The organism is Aquabacterium sp. A7-Y (genome assembly GCF_026153205.1).
GTDB lineage: Bacteria > Pseudomonadota > Gammaproteobacteria > Burkholderiales > Burkholderiaceae_C > Caldimonas.
In genome coordinates, this window is record NZ_JAPFBW010000016.1 from 58,314 (window position 1) to 79,650 (window position 21,337).

Annotated in this window: 12 protein-coding genes; 4 read left to right on the top strand and 8 right to left on the bottom strand. The window is 66.9% G+C overall.

Translation table 11 applies throughout. The features are described from left to right. Positions 1-17 precede the first annotated feature (17 nt). Together OOT46_RS16015 and OOT46_RS16020 are read right to left on the bottom strand one after the other, a co-directional pair. Entirely contained in the window at positions 18-1,802 is a 1,785-nt protein-coding gene (locus OOT46_RS16015; RefSeq protein WP_265404623.1) for a hypothetical protein, read from the bottom strand. Positions 1,803-1,927: 125 nt separating this feature from the next. Continuing rightward, the gene (locus OOT46_RS16020; protein WP_265404624.1) at positions 1,928-4,783 is read right to left on the bottom strand and encodes a diguanylate cyclase domain-containing protein; all 2,856 of its coding nucleotides are present in this window, start codon (positions 4,781-4,783) and stop codon (positions 1,928-1,930) included. Between the two features lie 502 nt (positions 4,784-5,285). On the opposite strand from OOT46_RS16020, the gene OOT46_RS16025 reads away from it, so the two are divergent. Continuing rightward, complete coding sequence (locus OOT46_RS16025; protein ID WP_265404625.1) at positions 5,286-5,819, top strand: hypothetical protein; 534 nt, start codon at positions 5,286-5,288, stop codon at positions 5,817-5,819. Here the strand turns inward: OOT46_RS16025 and OOT46_RS16030 are convergent. From OOT46_RS16030 to OOT46_RS16045, 4 genes are all read right to left on the bottom strand, one after another. After that, on the bottom strand, positions 5,813-7,966 hold the full coding sequence (locus tag OOT46_RS16030) for a cytochrome c biogenesis protein ResB (RefSeq protein WP_322114261.1): 2,154 nt from the start codon (positions 7,964-7,966) through the stop codon (positions 5,813-5,815). The genes OOT46_RS16025 and OOT46_RS16030 overlap by 7 nt on opposite strands. A gap of 100 nt (positions 7,967-8,066) precedes the next feature. Further along, the gene (locus OOT46_RS16035; protein ID WP_265404626.1) at positions 8,067-10,601 is read right to left on the bottom strand and encodes a YncE family protein; all 2,535 of its coding nucleotides are present in this window, start codon (positions 10,599-10,601) and stop codon (positions 8,067-8,069) included. Between the two features lie 878 nt (positions 10,602-11,479). Then, positions 11,480-13,501 carry a PAS domain S-box protein gene (locus OOT46_RS16040; RefSeq protein WP_265404627.1) on the bottom strand — a complete coding sequence of 674 codons (2,022 nt, stop codon included), beginning with the start codon at positions 13,499-13,501 and terminating at the stop codon, positions 11,480-11,482. A 616-nt stretch (positions 13,502-14,117) separates the two neighbouring features. Next, positions 14,118-14,501, bottom strand: coding sequence for a chemotaxis protein CheB (locus OOT46_RS16045; protein WP_265404667.1), 384 nt, complete (start codon positions 14,499-14,501; stop codon positions 14,118-14,120). Between the two features lie 662 nt (positions 14,502-15,163). On the opposite strand from OOT46_RS16045, the gene OOT46_RS16050 reads away from it, so the two are divergent. Both OOT46_RS16050 and OOT46_RS16055 read left to right on the top strand, forming a co-directional pair. Next, on the top strand, positions 15,164-16,309 hold the full coding sequence (locus tag OOT46_RS16050; protein ID WP_265404628.1) for an ABC transporter substrate-binding protein: 1,146 nt from the start codon (positions 15,164-15,166) through the stop codon (positions 16,307-16,309). Between the two features lie 50 nt (positions 16,310-16,359). Beyond that, the gene (locus OOT46_RS16055) at positions 16,360-17,376 is read left to right on the top strand and encodes a Bug family tripartite tricarboxylate transporter substrate binding protein (protein WP_416136203.1); all 1,017 of its coding nucleotides are present in this window, start codon (positions 16,360-16,362) and stop codon (positions 17,374-17,376) included. Between the two features lie 32 nt (positions 17,377-17,408). Here the strand turns inward: OOT46_RS16055 and OOT46_RS16060 are convergent, their stop codons facing one another. Together OOT46_RS16060 and OOT46_RS16065 are read right to left on the bottom strand one after the other, a co-directional pair. Continuing rightward, a complete protein-coding gene (locus OOT46_RS16060; protein WP_265404630.1) occupies positions 17,409-18,422 on the bottom strand; it encodes a zinc-dependent alcohol dehydrogenase family protein in 1,014 nt (337 codons plus the stop codon). Positions 18,423-18,641: 219 nt separating this feature from the next. Next, positions 18,642-20,363: an MFS transporter gene (locus tag OOT46_RS16065; RefSeq protein WP_265404631.1), complete on the bottom strand. Its 1,722-nt coding sequence runs from the start codon at positions 20,361-20,363 to the stop codon at positions 18,642-18,644. 245 nt (positions 20,364-20,608) lie between these two features. Between OOT46_RS16065 and OOT46_RS16070 the strand changes: the two genes are divergently transcribed. Next, on the top strand, positions 20,609-21,313 hold the full coding sequence (locus OOT46_RS16070; RefSeq protein WP_265404632.1) for a glycine zipper 2TM domain-containing protein: 705 nt from the start codon (positions 20,609-20,611) through the stop codon (positions 21,311-21,313). Positions 21,314-21,337: the final 24 nt, after the last annotated feature.

Here is a 21,337-nt window from a genome sequence, read left to right on the forward strand (position 1 = left end):
GGCCCGGCGGCAACACCTCAGCGCAGCTCACCCCGGGCGGCAAAGTGGTCGTACTGGGCCTGTGTCAGGTAGAGGTCGGCGGCCACCTCCGGCTGCCGCACCGGCGCCAGGTTCGAGGCAGCGTCGTAGGCCTGCTTGAAACGCTGCACGGCACGGTGCGCGTCGTCTCCCACATGGCGGCGCACCATGTCCGAGAAATCGCTGTACAGGTTTTCCTGGCGGGGGCCGATGTTCGGCACGTAGGCCTTCTGGTTCGAAGCCACGGCCTGGCCGATCGGCAGGGTTTCGGCGAAGGTGTGATAGGCGCCGAAGTTCATGAAGGCCGCGATGCCGACGGTGGCCGCCAGCACCTCCTTCTGGCGGCCGTACAGCGGCTCGGCGCTCATGCAGTGGAGCGCCAGCAGGATGTCGCAGGTGCCGCCCGACTGCGCCCCGGCCGACGGGAAGCCCATGCCGGCGCTGCCCTCCGCGAAGCTGCCGTACGGCTCCCAGCGATTCACGCCGGTGCCGTGCTGCAGCCGGTGCGACTGCAGCAGCTCGGGCAATTCGGCTTGCCGGAACGGCTCGGGCAGCGCGACCAGCTCGGCTTCCGACAGCGTGGTCGGACGGTGTCCATCCAGGATGGGCTGGCCTTGCCGGGGCACGCCATTCACGCCGCCATGCGCGCGCAACTCGGCCTCGAGGGCGGCCCGCTGCCCGGCATCGCTCACGCCGGCCGGCTGGATCACCTGGCCGAAACCCAGGCCGTACTTGGCGGCGCTCTCGTACTGCCAGTCCTGCAGAGGCTGGCCGCCGACCAGCGGCACGCGCTCCCGGCGGGCCCGCGCGATCGGGTCGTCGAAGGTCGCGTTGCGTGTCCTGGCCTGGAATTCGGAGAAGCGCTTGTTCAACTCGTCGCCGGGGCGCGCTTCCGGACCGACCGGCCGGCCTTCCGGATCGAGCTTGGACGGCTTGGGCGCGAGCGCCTGGTTCGCCGGCGTCAGCAAGGCAGCCAGCGCGTCCGCATTGGCGGCGCGCAGTTCGGGCGTGCTCATCAACTGCCAGACCGTCGTGCCGAAGGCACTGGTGGTCCGGATCTTGGTCAGCAGGTTCTCGAAGCTGTGGCCCTCAGCTTTTTTGTGGTCAGCGCCCTCGACCGACGCCGTCCTCAGTTTTGCATGCAGCCACTGCAGGCCCTGGCCTTGCATGAACTGTGCTTCGGACAGGCTGCCGGTCTGCAAGGCATCGCGCAGGGCCGGGTCGGTGCAGCGGCCGATCTGGTCCGACTTGGGCGACAGCGGCATCAGCAGGGTCTGCGTGAACACCTCCGCCAGCGTGCGTTCGCGGCCCTGGAATTGCACCGGCAGGCGACCGATTTCCGAGCCGGGCGCAAACAAGGCGTTCAGCATGGTGTCGAGCTTGACGGCGTACTGGTCGAAAACACGCCCCATCTTGCCCGGGTGGTCGAGCACCGACAGGCTGGCTCCGGCTTCGAAACACTTGGCCTTGGCGATCTCTGCCTGCAGCGCGCTCTGCTGCACCGGGCTGCGGCCGCTGTCGATGGCGCGCAGGGGGGTGGCCGGCAGCGCTTCCTGCGGACCGTACACCTGGGCGCGGGGAGCCGTCGAGTCCCGCGCCACCCGGTCCTTCTCCGCTTGTTCACGGATCAGGATCCGCGTGGACACCGGCCGCGCCGGCAACGCGCCCATCCCGCCACCCGCAACGGGCCCCGGAGGGCCGGCTTGCACCACGGCGCCGGCCGCCGGCCGCGGCGTGCCGGCGCTGATCGATGCCTTGGGCAGGGACTGCGGCGCGACCTTCATGACGTGCTTTCCTCGCGAGGACCGGGACACCCCACTCTAGACAGCCAGCCCCGTCCCGTGCACGGCCAGGCGAAGGGGGTAGGCGCCGCGCGAAGCGAGCACGGCCCGGCCCGTCGCCCGCGTCCTCATTTCAGCAAATCGCCGGTGAGCGACGACACCTCGTAGGTGTTGCGTCCGGCCCGCTTGGCCGCGTAAAGCGCCTCGTCCGCCTTGCCGATGAGATCGGCCGGCGACACGTCATCCCCCTCGACCACCGCCACGCCGATGCTCGAGGTCACTGTCAAGCGGTGCTTGTCGATGAGGAAGGGCACCTCGAGCACCGCGCCGATCTTGCGCGCCACCGGCCCCGCTTCCGAACCGGCATTGAGATCCTCGAGGATGACGACAAACTCGTCGCCGGCCAGCCGGGCGACGGTGTCCGTGGCGCGCACGCATCGCCGCACCCGGGACGCGAACTCCTGGAGAACCGCGTCGCCGACGCCGTGCCCGAGCGTGTCGTTGATGTCCTTGAAGTGGTCGACGTCCAGGAACATCAAGGCCATCGGCCGGCGGCCACGGCGGCTGCGGGCAAGCGCCTCCTGCAGGCGCTCGTCGAAAGCGCGCCGGTTGGGCAGTCCGGTGAGGGTGTCGAGCCGGGCCAGCGCTTGCAACTGCGCCTCGATCTGCTTGGTCTCCGTCACATCGGTGCTCAGCGCATACACGCCCACCACCTCGCCCTCGGCATTGATGTCCGGCACGTAGGCGGTGTGGAGCGTCCGCAGCTCCCCGCGGGCCCGGGTCACCACTTCGAACTCCGTCCGCTCGCCACGCAAGGCGGCGCGGAGGTGGTGGCCAAACTGCGCGTACAGCTTCTCACCGACGATCTCGCGCACCGGCCGCCCGAGCACCGCGGCCGGGTCGATACCGGTCCAGGCCCGATAGGTGGCGTTGACGAACCGTATCCGTTCCTGTTGATCGTTGTACGAGATCAGCACCGGCACGTTGTCGGCCAGGTCGCGCAGGTGCTTCTCGCTCTCGGCCTGGCGCCGCTGCGCCGCCAGGCGCTCGCTGATGTCCCGCACGAAAGCATGCGCGACGTAGCCGCCGTCCTGCACGAAAGACGCGACGGACAGCTCGACCGACAGCTCGCGGCCGTCCTTGTGCAGCCCCGAGACTTCCAGCGCCCGGGTCAGCACGGGGCCGGTGCCGGTGGTCATGAAACGCCGGAAGCCCTCGTTGTGTGCAGCGCGTTGCGCCGGCGGGATGATCAGGTCCGCGATGTTGCGCCCGACCGCTTCCTCGGCGGTCCAGCCAAACAGCCGGACCGCTTCCGGATTCCAGTCCGTCACCCGCCCGTCGACGCCCAGTGCGACAAACGCGTCGTTGGCGTTCTCGAGGATGACGCTGGTGCGGCGCTGCTCGGCCACGATCTGCTGCAACAGCGGCCGGACCTGGCTGCGCAGCGCGTAGGTTCCCAGGCTGATGAGTCCGAGCAGCACCGCCGCCAGCAGCACGATGCTCTGCTTGAGCGGGCTGAACAGGGTCTCGACATCGGTCTTGAGGACCAGCCCCAGGCCGAAGTCCTTGATCGGCGTGTAGGCCGCGACCACCCCGCGTCCCCGCAGGTCGTCCGTCACGGCCACGCCTGTCATCCCGAGAAGGGCTTGGTGGATGGGGAGGCGCGGCTTGCCGGAGATGTCGAACATGGGCAGGTGGAGCGCCGTGGCGTAGAAGCGGGTCGGCGCACAGACCGCCTCGTTCCCGTCGCGGCTGCAGATCAGGGCATCCGAGGTGGCGGTGCTGCCTCGCATCGCCGCAAGCAGCTCGTCGAACAGCACCATCCGTTGTTGCGTGACCACGCGGCCGACCCCTCGCCCCGAGACATCGCGGACGGGGGTCTCGGTGTGCAGGATGTAGCCGTTCTGCCACAGCAGGCGAGCGGACCGACCCGGCCCCTGGAGATCGTTGAACACCGGGTCGCGGGGTTGGACCATGACGCCGGCAGACCCCACCAGCAGACCACTGGCGGTGTAGAAGCGCACGCCGCCGATGCCGGCCGTCAGGAAGCTCTCCGCGACCTGGCTCAGGAACTCTCGCAGGGGCGGATCCTCGGGACGACGATGGAGCTGGGACAAGGTGTCCTGCACAGCCGGCCGTGTCACGATGGTGCGAGGAAACCACAGGCTGGTCTGCAAGGTATTGGCCAGCGAGGTGGCATTGGCCGTCGCCATGGTCAGCAGGCTCTGGGAGGCGGACCGTTCGAAGGTGTCGCGCACCACCGCGAAGCCACTCACGCCGGCGCCGACCACCAGCAGCACGAGGGCGACGAAGGTGCGGCGGTCGATGCGGCGGTCGAGTCCGTGCAGCCGGGATCCGTCGGCCGGCGACGACCGCTCCCGGAGCAGCCACAAGCCCGCGCCGACGACACACAGGGCCGCCGCGGTGATGGGCAGCAGGCGGTTGGCGGCCGCCAGGCGGTAGAGCGACTGCAGGCCGAGCAGGTGCCCGAGCAGGCCCGAGGCTCCGAGGGCCAACACGGTCCACAACAAGAAGCTGAACACCCTGCCCGAGGCGCGCTCGGGACGACGCAGGTGCACCAGGAAGGCCAGTCCCGCGGCGAGGAAGGCCAGGCAGGCGTTGGGCGACATGCGGCCGGGATACGGCGTTCCTTCGGTGGGCAAGGCTCCTGCGCGCGCGAAGTCGACGCCCAGGTTCAGACCGCTGAAGTGCTCGATCAGCATCGCGGACGGGAACAGCAGCAGCAGCGCGATCGCGACGCCGATCAGCAGCTCCGACGGACCGGGTCGGACCGCGGGCCGCGGCAGCAGACAGAGGCAGCTGCCGCAAGCGACCAGCATCATCGGCGTGACCAGCCCCATCTCCCGGGTCGTCGGGATACGGCCGATCCATTGGATGTCGAAGATCCATCGCAGCCCAACGAGGGTGCCGAGAGCGATCAGCAAGATCGCGGCGAGTTTCTGCGCGGGAAGTTCTCGTTTCACTACAGCCATGCGATCGCCCCTCGGGCCATGGCGACTCGCAAGCTCGGGGGCACCGGGGCGCCCTACCGGCGGGCGATCTGTGCCCGGCGAGCCGCCGGTAGGCTTATTCTGACGCCAAGTCCTCATCGAGGTGGCGGCGCGGACACTTCCGCCCCCTCGCGGTCCGGCGCCACGCCTTCAGCAGCGTGGTGGCGAGCCTGGTACGGCGGTCAACTCGCCGGTAGCAATGTGCATGCCGGCAGGGTCGCCCAAGGGCTGAGCCGGGCGCCCTGCGGGAGGCGCCGGAAGTCCGCCCGCACTCCGGGCGCGTGACGCAAGTCGCGCCGCACGCGTGCACGTGCACGCGACGGGTCAAGTCAAGGCCCACCACGCCGATTCCAGGGACAGGTCGCTTCGAGCGCCGGCCCTGGGAGCCGGGGCCCGCAGCCGATGTCGGATGCGGCGAACGGCAGCGCCTCCGGTGGGTTGTCATGTCTCTGCCGCCTTCTCTCGAAGGAAGCCGATGAAACCCACCTTCGCCTCCGCGTGTGCCGTCGTCCTGTCCCTGTTGCCCACCCCGGCGCTGTCGGCAGCCGACAACGGCGTCTCCCGCGAACCCGCAGCCCCAGCCTCAGCCGAAGCCGACAGCGGTCCGCAGCTGTGGGTGACGAGCGGCTTCGTGTCGCACCACACGCGCCATGCCGACCGCTATCGCAGCGCCAATACCGGCATCGGCGTCGAGTGGCACGTGTCGCGGCGCTGGCAGTTGAATGCCGGGCACTATACGAACTCCGTGAACGGCGCGAGCAACTACGTGCAGGCCGGCTGGGCACCTCTGAGCCTTGATCTCGGCGAGCGCACCCGGCTGCGCGCCGGTGCCAGCCTGGGGGTGGTGAACGGCTATCGCAGCGTGCGCGACGGTGGCTATTTCCCGACGCTCGTGCCGATGCTCGCCCTCGAGCACCGCCGCATCGGCGCCAACCTGGTCTACATCCCCAGCCTCGGCAATCGGGTGGACGGGGCGTTCGCGCTGCAAGTCAAGGCGCGGCTCTACTGAGCCGAGCGCTGGGTTGCGAAACCGGGTCGCGGCAAGGACAGCCCGGTGAATGACGGCGGGGCCGCCAGTATCGCTGTCGCCAGTTCGTCGAACTCCCGGTCCAGATCCAGCGTCCGCCGCGGCGCCGACAGGGCACAACACACATAGGTGACAGACCCGTCGTCGCTGCCCTGCACAGGCTGCAACCAAACCCAGAGTCGTCGTTCTCGGATGTACAACATCGCGAACACCCCGAGGACCAGGAAGGCGCATCCCACATAAACGGCGCGGGTGCCGGGAGCCCGGGTCACTTGAAACACGCTGGCCTGGAGGTGTTCGAACTCGTCCAGGGTGAAGATGGCCGGAGCGCCGTAGGCCGAGGCGTCTGACAGCGCCAGTGTGGCCTGCGTCATGAAGTCCCGTGCGGCACGGTCCTGCCCGAGCGGCGGGAGGCCGGCCCGTTCACGTGCCAGCTTGTTCAACTCGAACAGTGCGCCATCGACAAGGCGCAACAGCGTCTCGGCAGCCTGTGCACGTTCGGCTGGCGGCACCTGGGCCTCCAGGAACTCGGACAAAGCCTGAAAGCCGCCGGTGGCTGCCGCTCCCGCAAACAGGGCCAAGGCGCCTGTCACTTGTGGCGCCGAGGCCGGCACGGTCGACGCACCGGACGCCGCCACGTAGCGTCGCGCCGCCTCCGCACGCAGGTCGCCGTCCGACAGGGCCCAGCGCAGCCGCATCCAGCCCTCCACGCTGCCTTGCTCGTCGGCCGGAATTCGCAAATAGCGAAAAGGCTCGCCGGGGTGGCTGCGCTGACCGAAAACAAACAGACGCTGGCCGTCGGTCTCCACCGGCAGCATGTAGTTCTCGAACTCCCGGGCCTGGCCCGCGGCGTCGCGCAGCCTGTAGGTCACGGACGGGCCCACATTCCTCCAACGCCGGTCGCTGTGGCCTTTATGGCCGGCCCCCAGGTGCCGCTCGATCAGGCCGCCAGTGGACAACCAGCCGCCCTCCGCCTCCATGTCGGAGCCCGTCTGCGGCCCTGCGCCACCGAGGTTCCGCACATTGATCACCCGCAGTTCGGTCAACTCGAGCTTCACGGGCAAGCCGTCGTGGGCAAAGGCTGCCGGCAGGTTCAAGGCGCTGTCGACCGTACCGCGGAGTTCCCACCCCTTGCCATCGGCAGGCAGCCCCATGGCGGCGTCGAGGGGCCAGGCGCGCAGCTTGAGCCTGGAGCCTCCATCCGCGAAGCTGGACTGGTAAATGGCAACGCCACGGTAGACGAAGGGGTGGTTCACCTCCACCCTGGCCGGCACTTCGGCGCCTGTCTCCGGGTCGTGGATCACGATGTCGCTGGCAAACAGCTTGGGCATGCCCGTGCTGTAGTACTCGACCTTGAACTTCTTCAGCGCCACGTCGAAGGGTAGCGGCTGGATCAACATGCCTTGCTGCAGCCGGATGACCGCCAGGTTGGAGCGTCCGCCTTCGGTCACGCGGAGCTGGGCGCGGAAAGCCGGGTTGCCGATGCTCATGCGATGTGCAGGAGCCAGCGCCCCGGGTCCGCCTTGCGTGAGCACGAGACCGCGGGCCCACATCTGGAGGCGCACGACGAGGTCGCTGTCGACCAGGCCGCCCAGGCAGACCATCACGATGGCGCTGTGCGTCAGCAGGTAGCCGATCTTGCGGGTCGACCCCTTCTTGGCTCCCAGCATGGCGCCGTGCCCACGCACATCCAGCTTGAACTGCCATCCGGCACTGCGCAGCACCCGGACCACCCGCTCGAGCGCCTTCCGGGCGTCCTCCCCCAGGAGTGCGTCGGCCTTGTGGTGATGGGCGGCCAGGCTTTGCTCGCGGACCTGTTCCTTGAGCGCCCGCAACGCCACCAGAACCTGGGGCAGATGGCGCGCGACGCAAAGACTGGTCGACACCACCAGGATGGCCAGGATCAGCAGGAACCACCAGGCGCTGTAGACCGAATAGAAACCCAGCCCTCCGAACACGCGGGACCAGAACGGCCCGAACTGATCGACATAGACCTGAGCGGGCTGCCCCTGTTGCACCAGGGTGCCGACGACCGAGGCGATGCAGATCACGACCAGCAGCGCGATGGCAAACCGCATGGACGACAGCAACTCCAGCGTATCGCGCCAAGGGCGAGAGGCAGTGACCACCTTGAGAGTCCCGGCAAAAAGTCCAGACCGAACCGACCGCCGCCCCGCCCCGGGGGGGCGGCGCGGGCTTCAGCCCGTCACTGTGTACCGATGGCGGGGCTCAACCGGGTGCCACGTCGCCGTCGAGCACGCCATTGGTATCGCGGTCTATCCCGATGCGCGTGCCGTTGCCGGGCGGCACACAGGTAAAGGTCAGCGGTGTCGAGGCGCGCCGCCCCTGCGCGAGCAAAGCTTCCAGGGAGATGCCGCTCTCGCCCTTCTTGTCGGACACGAAGTTCGGGTTGGCGCCCTGTCCCTTTGCCATCACCCAGCCCCGCATACGCTGGGCGATCACGCCTTTTGCCACCAGCTCACATTCCGGGCGAGGGGTCGTCACCTGGGCTCTCTGGACGAGCAACTGGAGGCGCGACTGGACGTCGGCCTGCGCGCCATTGGCGGGTGTCACCGTCAGCTGCTGACCCACGACAGGATTCAGATCGGAGGGGAAGGCCAGCACGAACTGCTCCACCTCGCTTCTCTGCCTGGCAGTGAGTTGAATGAACACGAGCGTGTCCAGGAAACTCGACACCGACCCCTGCGCCCCCGCGTTCTCATAGCCGAAGCCGCGGATCTGGTCGCCGGTCGCACGCGCGCGGGGATGGTTGCGGCTGAACATGCCGACCTTCTCGTACATGTTGCGCAAATGCGGGATCTTGAAGTCCTCGTCCACGCGCGGCCCTTCGATGGTCATGAGGCCACTGGTCCCGAAGCGGCCCTTGGCAGGGTCCAGCACATGGCAATTGTTGCAGGTGGAGATGCCGGCGGACACGACCGTGTTGTACACGGCCTCACCCTTCGCCTGCACCGGCGTCAGACTGTTGTCCAGGTTGAGCACCGGGCTGGGGGGATAGGTCAACTTCAGTGCAAAGCGGGCGAACGATGTCATCTCGGCATCGCTGAGCAGGTCATGGTGGCCCAGCAGGCTCGTGAATGCGACGTTGAAGTCCTTGAAGGCCCGCTCCTCCAGCGTCGCCCCGCTGGATGCCCCGGTGCGGTCACCGCGCCAGTGCATCGGCCCGTTGCCGGCCAGACCGCGCAGGCTTTGCGTGGTCATCGGCCCCTTCATCGGATGGAAGGTGGGCTTGCGCAGGATCTCGGGAACGCGGGGACTGTAGGCGTTGGGGCTGCCGACCTTGACGGCGTCCGGATTGCCGAGATCCCAGGCCAGATGATCCATGTCGCCAAAAACGTGGCAGCCTGCGCAAGACGAGTCCCCCCGGCTGGACGTCAACGCCGCGTCGTACAGGAAACGACGCCCGGTGACCACGTCGTGCGGCTCGGGGTTGAACATCCTGACGTGCGCCGTCTCGCGCAAAGCGTTCGTGTCGACCACCGAGACACCGTTGTCGTAGCGCGTCGTCACATAGGCGCGGCCGCGCGACGCGTCCAGCACCACCCCGGTCGGGGCGCCGCCAGTCACAGTCACGTGGCTGGACGGCGAGGGCGTGAAGCTGTCGGCCTCGATCTGCGCGGTCGAGAACCTGGCCAGCTTGTTGGACCCCATGGCGACGAGGTAAAGGGTTTCGCCATCGGGACTGATTGCCATCTCCAGCGGCGTTGCCAGAGCCGCCGCCTTTTCGGCCGCCGTCCCCACCGCTTGTGAATAGCTGGTGATGTGCTTGTTCAAATGGCGCGGCAACACGGTGCTGCCATCGATGACGCTGATGCGGCTCTCCGCGAAGTGCCCACGAACGGTACTGGACCGTGTGCCGGGCCCTTCGAAGCGCATGAGGTTCAAGGCTTCCTGGTGGCTCACGTAGACCTTGCCCGATCTCGGGTTCACAGCGAGATTGAACAGGGTGGTTCCCACGCCGCTGAGCTTGTCGACGACGCGAGGCTCGTGGCTGCCGGCATCGATCACGAAAACGTCGTTGTCCGGCAAGTTCAGCTTCACACGGTCATTCCAGATCTTGGGCGGCGTATTGCTCTTCGGGTCACCACTGTCGACCCAATCGCCCTTGGCGTTCTTCTGCACGATCAATCCGGTGTTGGGCTGGTGGGACCCGTCGGCGGCACTCGAGGGCCCGGCCTTGTCCAGCTCGCCGCCGAGCGGGCTGCCTTCCAGCACGGTGGTTTTGTTGCCGGAGTTGAAGACCGCCGCGTAGACCCTCGTTCCGTCCGCGTTGCGTGCCAGCGCGCGCAGTGTGTCGCCGAACATGTTGAGGACGCTGACGGGTGTGCCGCCGAGCGCGGTTCCGGGGGCTCCGGTGTTGAACACCCAGACGTCCGCGCGGCCGACGCCCGGGGTCGACAGCTGGGGATCGAACTTCACGTTCTGGCCGCGGTGCGCCGCGGTGATGAAGGCCCACCGGTTGCCAGGCCCGGCAAAGACGATGTCGCGTGGCTCGTCGCCGACCAGCAGGGTGTTGACGACCCGTGCCGGGGACGCCGACAGGTCGACCACACTGACGCTGTCGGACAGGTGGTTGACCACCCAGAGCTGGCGATCGTTCAGCAGCCCCACCGCGACGGGCTCCAAGCCCACCGGGATGGACTCTAGAGGCACGGGCTTGGCGCCGGACACGTCGAAAACCTCGACGCGATTGTCCGGGGTATTGGCGACATACAGGCGTCGCCCGTCGCTGGACAGCGCCATCAGCCGGACCGGGCCGCTCTCGAAGGTCGTGAACTCTCCCACCGCGGGTTGGGAAGCGGCGCTGACGCGGGCGGGGGCGCCGCTCAGCACAGTGGCGCACACGGCGATCAGGCCCAGGCTCAGCCAAGGTCCGAAGCTCGCTTGGCCCGTAGGCTTCAAGCCGATTTTCATGGTCGAAACTCCTGCTATTCAGAAGCGGAATCGAGCATTGAGCGAATCAGCGGGCGACCGACATCCCACCTGTGTGCCATACACCAGTGAGATGGAAAGTGCAGGTCGCCTGCATCGAAGCGTTCAGCTCGGTGGCGCATTGCACAAGGTGCTTGGCGCAACGGGGCAGAGAGAACACCGGCACGGAGACCGGACGCGGGTTCTCAGGAAGAGGCGTTCAGGTCGGGTTGTTGTCGTGCACGTGCGTCTCCATGTCAGTTCTTGGCTCTGCCCTGGCGAGGGCATGGCGGCACCGCTGGTTTGAATGGCGTGACGGCGTGGCCGGAATCCTGTTCGGGATGACGGAGGCGCTGCACGTCTCGCACTCGGCGAGCGACTGAAGGATGTTCCGACACCTCTGTGGTGACAATGATTCGCCTCGAAAGTGCCTCATGACACCAGGCACTCCGATCACGCGCCCATCAAGCAGGACGTGTGAGGATGAAAAGCAAGGCAAGAGGCGCGCCGAAGTTCACATCGACATATCCGTCTGAACCCGGCTCCATCCATGGCTTTGCCGTTCCACAGCGCAGCACACCACATTGGAAAGCTTGATAGTCCGGTACCCAATCACGGTTCTCCGTGGCGTCTTCAAGCACAAGGTCGGGGACGGACTGTTGGCGCGGCGGCCGCGGAGCGGCAACGGGCGCCGCTTACGGGCTCGAGGCTCAAGGCACAGGGCCGCGTACCGGCAAGGTGAACAGCAGCGTCGCTCCGCGTCCACGATTTGGCATGGCGCGCAGGTGCCCGCCGTGCTGCTCGACGATGCTGCGGCTGATCGCCAGCCCCAGGCCCAGTCCCCGGCCCCTTGCCTTGGTGGTGAAGAAAGCTTCGAAAATGCGCTCCTGCACCTCGGGAGCCAGCCCGACGCCGCTGTCCTGAACGGCGACCAGGACTTCGTCGGGGCCATGACATTCCGCCCTGAGCACCAGCTCTCGCGAACGGCCCTCCACCTCCGCCATGGCATCCATGGCATTGGAGATCAGGTTCAACAGCACCTGCTGCAACTGCGTCCGATCGCCCAGCACGGGTGGAAGATCGGGGCAGAGGCTGCGCCGCACCGTGATGCCGCGGCGCAGCGTCTCACCCTCGAGCAGCGCGAGGACTTCGTCGATCAGTTCGCTGATGTCCAGGCGGTCCCTTTGCGGCACGGTTTGGGCCATCAGCGCCCGGACCCGCTGGATCACCTCGCCCGCCCGCAGTCCGGCCTTCACCACTTGCCGCGCCGCATCGCATGCCTCGTCGAGCTTCGGCACCTCGCGTTCGAGCCAGCGGAGACAGGTCGCCCCCCAGAGCACAACGGCACCCAGCGGCTGGTTCAGTTCGTGGGCCAGCGAGGTGGTCAGCTCGCCCAGCATGGTGAGACGGGTCATGTGAGCGAGGTCGGCCTGTGCCTTGCGCAAGGCTTGCTCGGCTTGTTTTCGCTCCGTCACGTCCATCACGGTGCCGAGGACTTCCGCCACGTCGCCGCTGTCGTCCAGAATGGCGTGGCCCTCGCTGTGGATGTCGCGCACCGATGCGTCCGGGCGAACGATGCGGAAATCGAGTGCATAGCGGCCTTTCTCCTCGACCGCCTGCTCGAAAACCTCCTGCACCAGCGGCAAGTCCTCGGGGTGAAGAATACGAAGGAAAAGCTCGGTCGAGGGTTGCGTGGTCGCCGGGTCGAAGCCATAGATGCGGTAGGTCTCCTCCGACCAGAAAACCTCCCCCGTCCGGACATTCCACACGCCGCTGCCGGTGTGGCTGATGCGCTGCGCCTCCGCGAGGTAGAACTGGCTGCGGCACAGGGCCCGCTCGGCCTTTTTGCGGTCGGTGATGTACTTCTGAAACACCAGGATGCCGCCGTCGGCCCCCGGGTAGACATGGTTCTCCATCCACTCCTGCAAAGGCGGGTCGTACAACTCCTCGGTGAGAGGGACCCTTTCGCGCATCACGCGGCGCAGCGAGTCCTCGTTGCGCACTGCATCGAACTCCTGCCACAGCGTGCAGCCGATCAGACGCACCGGGTCCTTGCCCAGGCGTTTCATCTGCTCCCGTGCCGGCCGGTTCAGGTAGGTGAACCGCCACTGTGCGTCCATCGCGAAAAACTGGCCGGTGATGCTGTCGAGGATCGTCTCGATCTTGGCGTTGGCCTCCCGCAGCAAGGTTTCGGCCCGTTCTCTCTCGGCGATTTCCGCCCTCAGCACCCGGTTGATCGCCATGAGTTCCTCGGCCCGCTTCAGGACCCCTTGCTCGAGCGCCTCACCAGCTGGGCGCAAGCCGTCTTCCGCCCGCTTGCGCTCGGTGATGTCTTCCAGCCGCGCGACAAAGTAGTTGACCGATCCGTCGGCGTGGCGAAGGCACTTCACCGAGACGGTGCCATGGATGACCCGGCCGTCCTTGCGGATCCAGCGCTCGTCCAACGAATAGCCGTCGATCTCGCCGGCCATGACGCGGTTGAACCGCTCCACGGCGGCCGCGACGTCATCAGCGTGGATCAGTTCCGTCCAGCTCATCCGCAACAGCTCATCGCGTTCGTAGCCGAAGATCTCGCAGATCCTGTCGTTGACCTCCAGGCAGCCCTTGGTCGGGGAGCTGATCGCCATACCGATCAGGCCGAGTTCGAAGTAGCGCCGGAAGCGCCCCTCACTGTCACGCAGCGCCTGTTCCGTGTCCTCGTATGACGTGTCGTCGCGCTCAGGGGAAGGCATGGTCTCCTCCGGTTCTCGGTGGACGGGGCCGTCCGACCTGCTCCAAAGCTCGCGCCGTTCGAGGTTCGACTTCGGGCTGACGTCATGCGCTCTCGTTCTGCGAGCCCTGCTGAGGCTCGGTCCTGGCATGTTGCGGCGACCCAATTCGACTCGCAGTGGTCTAGGAGTGGTTTGGCGAACCTGAGATGCAGGTCCTGCAGTTCGGCCGCACCTTGTCCGACCGGTTGCGCAACTCGGGCTGGACGCGGTGACGCAAGCAGAGGCGCGGCAGGTGCATACAGTTCTTATCGCACATGGAGGGACACGGCGATCACCGGACTTTTGCGCGAACCTGCTGTGATCCTCGCAGACATGCAGTTTTCCCCTTGAACCGCTCGCAACTCAGCGCCGGCCTGAACTCACTCCCCTCGTGCTCCCTCGGGCGCCACGGCTATTCCACCTGTTTCGTGAACCGCAGCAGAACATCGCCCAGCTCCTCCAGCGACAGAGGTTTGGTCTCTGGCTCGTCGCCGACCCAGCAACACCCGCCGGTCCTGCAGGATGTGCACAGGCGACGTGTCATCGCCGGCGGCACCGGCAAGACGGCCTTCGAACAGGGGCAGGGTGACAATGAACGTTAGACCGTGGGGTCGCCTGCCTCGATGTTCAGGGTGAGCGGTTTCGCATCGGCCTCCCCGCGCAGAGCGCTGACGATCCTCTCGACGATGGGACGCCACTGAACGGCGGTTCGGTTCAAGGCCATCTTGCCGGTGTTCAGCCGCGACAGGTCGAGCAGTTCCGTCGGCAGCACCTCTTCGCGCTGTTTCTCGAGCAGTCCGCGCTCGGTCAGATCCCGGGCGATTTTCGCGAAGCCTTCGACCTGCCCCTCGGCCCCATCGCTGCCTGTTCCCGACAACACCACGGCAGAAGCCCGTTCCTGGTGGGCGGCGGCCAGAGTGCGAAAGAAAAGGTCGATGGCGACCGGCCTGCCGCGGGGTCGGTTCACCGCATCGACCACCAGGTGTCCGTCGTCCGTCGCATGTGCTCGAACAACTGGACCCCGGCAGCCATGCCGCCTGCTGAGGCGCCAATGCCGTCCGCTCGAGGATCGAGCGGCGCCATTCGATCATGCGGCGCACTGCTTGCTTGCCGTCGTACCGCCGACGCCTCGGCGGAGATGACAGGAACTGGGCAATTCGTGGTCCTCTGCACCCCTTGGAATGGGAGTTTCCCCCCGCTCCGGACGGAGCGTAGCCGCCCCTTGCGACTGTTAATTCTTTCAGATTACAGCCTTCCTTCCGTGGCTTACCCTCCGCTCGAACTCACACATTTCCAAACATCGAAACATGCGGTCGGTCGAGGACACCAGGGGGACGTTTCTTTGCGCACCGGGAGGGTAAGCCGTCAGGCCCTCGATCGGTCGTGACATCACGGAGCGCCGAAGGCAGCCCGGCCGATGCGCTCATCCGCTGCCATCTGGCCGAACCTGCTGGCCCAGCCTCTCTCTGGGTTCCACGAGCTTGGTCGATACGCGCTCTTGACGCTCGGTCGTCGCCCTCGGCAGCCGACCGCACAGCGCCGCCGTCGCGTCCGGGCGTGACGGCCGCTTCGGCAAATCCATCCGCTCCAAAAGCCTCCAACCGCCGCAGCCGACACCCGGCATTACTTCAGGGAGATGCATCAATGCAAAGGCAAATTGCAGCGCGGTTGTTCGTCCTGCTTTTCGGAGGGCTGCTGGCCAGCTTCGCGGCGAAGGGTCAGACACCAGCGCCCATCGTCATCGGTCAGACCACCGCGCTGACGGGGGGCCCCGCCGCCTCGGTCCGCGAAATGACCTTGGTGGCCAAGCTCTACTTCGACGCCGTCAATGCAAAGGGCGGGATCAAGGGCCGCCCCATCCAACTGGTCACGCTGGACGACGCTTACGACCCCGCTCGATCGGCGGCCAACACCATCAAGCTGATCGAGGAGCATCAGGCGATCGGCATGTTTCTGTCCCGCGGAACGGCGACCACGGCGGCCATGTTGCCGGTGCTCACCAAATACAAGATACCGCTGATCGGCCCCTCCACCGGTGCCATGAGCTTGCACCACCCCCTTCAGCCCTATGTATTCAACGTCCGGGCGTCCTATCAAAGCGAGGCGGCCAAGGCCGTCGAGCAGGTGGTCGGCATGGGCCTCAAACGTTTCGGGCTCGTTTATGTCGACGATGCGTTTGGTGTCGATGCACTCGCCGGGGTGAGCGCCGGTCTGGCAAAGACGGGAGTGCAGCCGGCCTACATCGAGAAGTTCGACCGCAAAGCCACGGACTTCAGCCGGATCATTGACGTTGCGGTCAAGGCAGATGCGCAAGCCTTGCTCATCATTGCGACCAACGAACCGACGATCGCGCTGATACGCGGGTTTCGAAAGGCCGGCGGGCGGGGCTATGTGATCACCTTGAGCAACAACGCCTCGGGCGGATTCGTCGCCCAATTGGGCCCTTTGGCTGCTGGCGTCATCGTCGCACAGGTCTTTCCGCCGGAGCGACGCATGGACATTCCGCTGGTGGCCGAGACGGCACAGCTGCTGAGCCGTTCGAACAGCCTCAAGGAGGTGAAGGTGTCACCTGCCATGCTGGAGGGCCTGGCCGCCGCGAAGGTGCTGGTCGCAGCGCTGCGCGCCGCACCGGCGCCCACCCCGCAAGACCTCGTGGCCGCATTGCAAAGCGGCAAGCGCTTCGACGTGGGGTGGCCCGGCTATGAGGTGAAGTACTCGGCCACCGACCACACCGGCCTCGAATGGACCGACCTCTCGATCGTGTCGGCCAGTGGCCAGTTCCGCAGGTAGCGCGGCAGGGCGCTCGATCCCTTCCACCTTTGACCCCTAACGGTATGACCATGGACGTTTCCAAGCTTCCGAACCGGTCTCGCGGTCTGTCGCGTCGGCAGATCCTGAAAGCCGCGTCATGTACTCCGGCCTTGGCATTTCCCGGCTTGAACGCGCTGGCCGCCGAATGGCCCGCCCGACCGGTGACCATCGTCGTGCCCTTCCCGAGCGGCGGCGGCACCGACGCCTTCGCTCGGCCGCTGAGCGCGATGTTGACGCGGCAGCTCGGCAGGCAGGTGATGATCGTGAACCACGGTGGCGCGGGTGGCACCCTGGGAGCGAGCGTGGCCTCCAAAGCCGCGCCGGACGGCTATACCTTCTTGCTGGGGGCCGTGCACCATGCGATCGCGCCGAGCGTTTACCCGAAGCTCGCCTACAACATCGAGACCGACTTTGTGCCGGTGGGCCTGGTGTCCAACGTCCCGCAGGTCGTGGTCGTCAACCCGACGCGGGTGCCTGTCACCGATCTCAAGGGCCTGGTCGAGTATGTGCGCAAGCGCCCGGGCCAACTCAACTACGGCTCCGCCGGCACCGGCACCAGCCATCATCTGGCCGGCGAGTTGTTCAAGCAACAGACGCACACCTTCATCACCCACATCCCCTACCGCGGCGCCGGTCCGGCGCTGCAGGACCTGATCGGCGGCCAGCTGGATCTCATGTTCGATGGATTGGGATCGTCGGCGGCCCACATCAAGAGCGGTCGCATCCGGGCGCTTGCGGTCGCGGCGCCCCAACGGGCGCCCGGCTTCCCTGACGTGCCGACGTCCGCGGAGGCGGGTTTCCCCGGCTACCAGGTCTCGACCTGGTACGGCCTGTGGACGACACGAGGCACCCCCGCGGAGATCGTCGAGCACATGCAGACGGCACTCGACAAAGCGCTCGGCACGGCGGAGCTCAGAAAAGCATGGAGCGATCTGGGAACCGACACGCCGCGTCTCTACGGTGCGGCCTTCGGCCAATTTGTCCACGGCGAAATCGCGCGCTGGAGTGAGGTCGTGAAAACATCCGGAGTCAAGCTCGCTGCATGACGCGGACCGCATCACCCGGCGTCCGACAGCGCTCAAGCCAACTCGATCACCAGCTTGCCCACGTGTCGTCCGGCCTCCAGCGCTTCGAAAGCTGCCGGCGCGTCCCGGAAGCTGAAGCGCGCGGAGATGTGAGGCTCGACGTGGTGCTCGTCGACGAATGCCAGCAGATCCGCCAAGGATCTTGCGCTGCCCACATAGATCCCGTGGGCGGTGGCCATCTTGGTGATCAGCTGCAGGTACTCCATCGAGTCGTAGGTCCACCCGCCCAGACCGCCGATGACGGCCACATGGCCGCCGAAGGCGAGGGCGCGGAGCGACTCCCGGATGGTCGACTTGCCACCGAGTTCCAGCACCAGGTCCGCACCGTGCCCTTGTGTCAGCTGGAGCACATCCTCGGACCAGGTCGGGCGGTCCAGGTAGTTGACGAAGGTCCGGCCCGCGGGCTGCATCAGGGCGGCCTTGGTCGGGTCGGAGCCGATCACAACGGTCTTGATGCCACGCGCCTCGGCCAACCGGGCAGCCCACATCGCCACGCCGCCGGTGCCCTGCACCAGCATCCAGGCGCCGGGCTTCAGCTGTGCGGACTCGAACATCGCAACCCACGCGGTGACCCCGGCGCATGGAGCGCACGCTGCCGTGGCGTGGGCCATCCCGCGGGGAAGGCGCACCAGAAAGCGGCTGTCCACCACCACCTCCTCGGCGAGCCAGCCGTCGACGTTGCAACCGGCACTCACCGCGATACCCTCGCGGCTCGGTGCGCCGTCGCGCCAGTGAGGAAAAAAGGAGCCGACCACCTCGTCTCCGACCGCCAGCGACCGGCCGGCTTCGGAGCCTGCCTCAACCACCGTGCCCGCGCCGTCGGAGCACGGAATCACCGCCCGGTCTGAGGGCGCCGGATACTCGCCACGGTAGATGAGGATGTCCCGGTAGTTGAGCGATACCGCGCGCACCGCGACCCGCACTTCGTGCGGCCGCAGCGCGCGAGACGGCAGCGTCGTGACCTCGAGCGACGCGAGGCCCTTCCCCGGCCTGAACTGATATGCCAAGGGCATCGGTACACCTCCTGCAGACGGAAGGGAATGATCGGTATGGCGTGCATTTTCCATGCGCCATAGCGGGCCCGTGCAATGGCCTTGCAACTCGGTCAAGTGCCTGCTTGACCTGAAACGCAGTCCCCGACCCCGCCCCCTATCGCAAGCCAGGTGTGACGGGTGCCGATACCGAGGTCGACTGGAACCGGGCAGCTTCCACCTCATGGACGGCGGCTACGCCGCCCGGTGGCCTTTCGCGGCGGCCCGGCCAGGTGAAGCCAGCGTTCGCTGGATCTCTTCCAGCTTGATGCCGCGCGTCTCGATGCCGCCCATCCACAACATGACCGCGGCAACGGCCATCGGCACGGCCAGAAGGGCCGCCGACAGTGCGAGGTGGTCGAAGAAGCCGACCACCGCAAGCCCGGCGCCGAGAATGCCGCCGAACTTCGAACTGGCCGCGATGACACCGGACCCCGTGCCGCGCAGATGCACCGGATAGATCTCGGCAGCGTAAGGGATGAGCATCGCGATGACACCGCTCACGCTGACGAGCAACAGGGCGGTGGCGGTCGTGGTGATCCAGGGCGATTTCACCTGCCAAAAGCCCAAGGCGGCGAAGCCCAGCAGGGTGAGTGTGGACAGGGCCGCGAAGACGATCAGCGTCTTGAAACTGCTCCAGCGGTCATAGAGCCAGATGACGACTGCGATGGCGGGCAGTCCGTAGACGGCCGACTTGGCGAGCAGAGCGCTGGCTGCGGCCGGGTCCACCCCCAGTTCCTTCAGGTTCGAGGGTAGCCAGAGCAGGAACCCGAAGTTGACCAGGCCCCATCCCGTGCCGCAGGCGAGCAGTGCGAGGGTGATGCGTGCATGCCGGCCCTGCAGCAGCTGGCGCACCGTCGCCACCGGATGGCTCTCGTCGATCGGTTCCGCCGGCGGATGTGTTTCGTCGTCTTTCTCGACGCCGCGCCGGTGACCGGCGAAACGGGCCAGCACCGCCACGGCGGCCGCGTTGCGGCCCATCGCCGAGAGGAAACGCGGCGACTCCGGGATGTACCGGTTGAGGAAGATGATCACCGCACCGGTCGGAAGGCCCAGCAGCCACAGCACACGCCAGCTGAACAGGGGTTCCAGCAAAGCCGCGGCACCGGAGGCCAGCAGGTAGCCCGCGGAGGTGCCGATGCCGCCCAGCGCCACCAGCAGCCAGCCCCTGTGCCGCGCCGGGACTGTCTCCGCCATCAGGGTGAAGGTGATGGGCAGCAGCCCGCCGGCGGACGCGCCCATCAGGAAACACATCACCAGGTTCCATTCGAACGCGGGCATGGCGCCGCAGATGGCGGTTCCGATGAACATCAGCGCCGACAGCAGGATGGCCGCCCGCCGGCCCACCCGGTCGGCAATGCGGCCCCAGACCACGGAACCCACGGTGGTCCCGGTGAGCGCGAACAAGGCCAGCAGACTGGCCTGGGAGCGAACAATCTCGTACTCACGGCCCATTCCGGGCATCACGAAACCGAGCGTTGCGGGTTTCATCACGTCGATGGCCAGCGTGATGACCAGGACGACCACGAGCTTCCAGTGCTCGCGATTGAGCGACACGCCGTCGGCAATATGAAAATGCGGCACCTCTCCGCCACCTCCGGGCACCGCCTTCACAGGAGACAACAGTCCCCGCCAGGCCAGGAGCAGCCCGAGCGGGATCAGCGCCATGCCGATCCACATTTCGACCGTCATTTCCATGCCGACCATCTGCCACCCCGTGTACCGCCCCATGAGAAACATCGGGACGTGTGAAAGCACACCAGCAGTGATCAGCAGCGTTCCCAACCAGAACGCGACGGGGCGGTGGAACATAAGGCTTGCGGCACAGACCGAAGAAAAGGTTCTCGAATTGTCTTCGAATTGTGGGATCGGAGGGACTTTCTGCCACGTCCGCCTGCTCACGATCTCATCGTCCATCCCTGCGCCATCCAGGCAAAGCAGCGAAAGCCAGGGACCGGAGGGAACCCCTTTTTTTCGTTTCGAGGTCGAACGTCAGCAGTCGCAATCTTGGTTGCTCGGCGTGAGTGCAAGGCCGGGAGACTGACACTCAGTGACATGTCGTCGCCCTTCGTCGACGTCCGGCAGGCCGTTCGCGCGTTGAATGCGCGGGGGTCGTCCGCAGCGCAGCGACGACCCCGACAACCAGGAAAGGACCTCCCTCCATGAACACCCCCCCAGCTCTCGACGCCGGGCCCTCGATGTCTGCCCACCCGCAAGGCCTGAAAGCCTTGCCGCGCGCCGTATGGGTGGCCGGTGGGGTGGCACTGCTCACCATCGCCGGCCTGGCCTCCGCCTTGGTGCTCGAGCGCAGGACGCCGTCTCCTCAAGCGGAACAAGCCGTGGCCGACCCGCCGCCGGCGCCGGCCAAAAACGATGCGACGGCGCCCAAACAGGCACGGGCTGAGGACGCGGGCGGCAACAAGCGCTATATCGAGACGCGCGATCAACCGCCGGTGGCCGACGTCTGTCGCAACTGCGGCGTGATCGAGTCGGTCCAGGCCGTGCAGCACAAGGGCGAAGGCACGGGCCTCGGTGCCGTGACCGGTGGTGTGGTCGGCGGTCTGCTCGGCAATCAGGTCGGCAAGGGCAACGGACGCAAAGCCATGACCGTGGTCGGCGCCGTGGGCGGCGGCTTTGCCGGCCATGAGATCGAGAAGCGCGCGCGCAGCGTCACGGTGTACAAGGTCAGGGTCCGCATGGACGACGGCAGCTTGCGCACCGTCACGCAGAAGCAGGCGCCCGCAGTCGGTCAGCGCGTCACCGTGCAGGGCCACAAGCTGCGCGCGGCGGAGGTGTCCCAGGGCACGGCACCCGCTGCGCCGCGGACCTGGAAGACCGACGCTCCTGCAGACAGCGCCGGCTCCTGACCGGCCCCTTGCCTCCCGGCGAAG

What these genes read in the sequence shown, in the direction of transcription:
- OOT46_RS16040 (WP_265404627.1), bottom strand. Translation starts at nt 13,501, where the DNA reads ATGCCTTCCCCTGAGCGCGACGACACGTCATACGAGGACACGGAACAG.
- OOT46_RS16025 (WP_265404625.1), top strand. Translation starts at nt 5,286, where the DNA reads ATGAAACCCACCTTCGCCTCCGCGTGTGCCGTCGTCCTGTCCCTGTTG.
- OOT46_RS16065 (WP_265404631.1), bottom strand. Translation starts at nt 20,363, where the DNA reads ATGGACGATGAGATCGTGAGCAGGCGGACGTGGCAGAAAGTCCCTCCG.
- OOT46_RS16050 (WP_265404628.1), top strand. Translation starts at nt 15,164, where the DNA reads ATGCAAAGGCAAATTGCAGCGCGGTTGTTCGTCCTGCTTTTCGGAGGG.
- OOT46_RS16070 (WP_265404632.1), top strand. Translation starts at nt 20,609, where the DNA reads ATGAACACCCCCCCAGCTCTCGACGCCGGGCCCTCGATGTCTGCCCAC.
- OOT46_RS16035 (WP_265404626.1), bottom strand. Translation starts at nt 10,601, where the DNA reads ATGGCGCTGTCCAGCGACGGGCGACGCCTGTATGTCGCCAATACCCCG.
- OOT46_RS16055 (WP_416136203.1), top strand. Translation starts at nt 16,360, where the DNA reads ATGGACGTTTCCAAGCTTCCGAACCGGTCTCGCGGTCTGTCGCGTCGG.
- OOT46_RS16015 (WP_265404623.1), bottom strand. Translation starts at nt 1,802, where the DNA reads ATGAAGGTCGCGCCGCAGTCCCTGCCCAAGGCATCGATCAGCGCCGGC.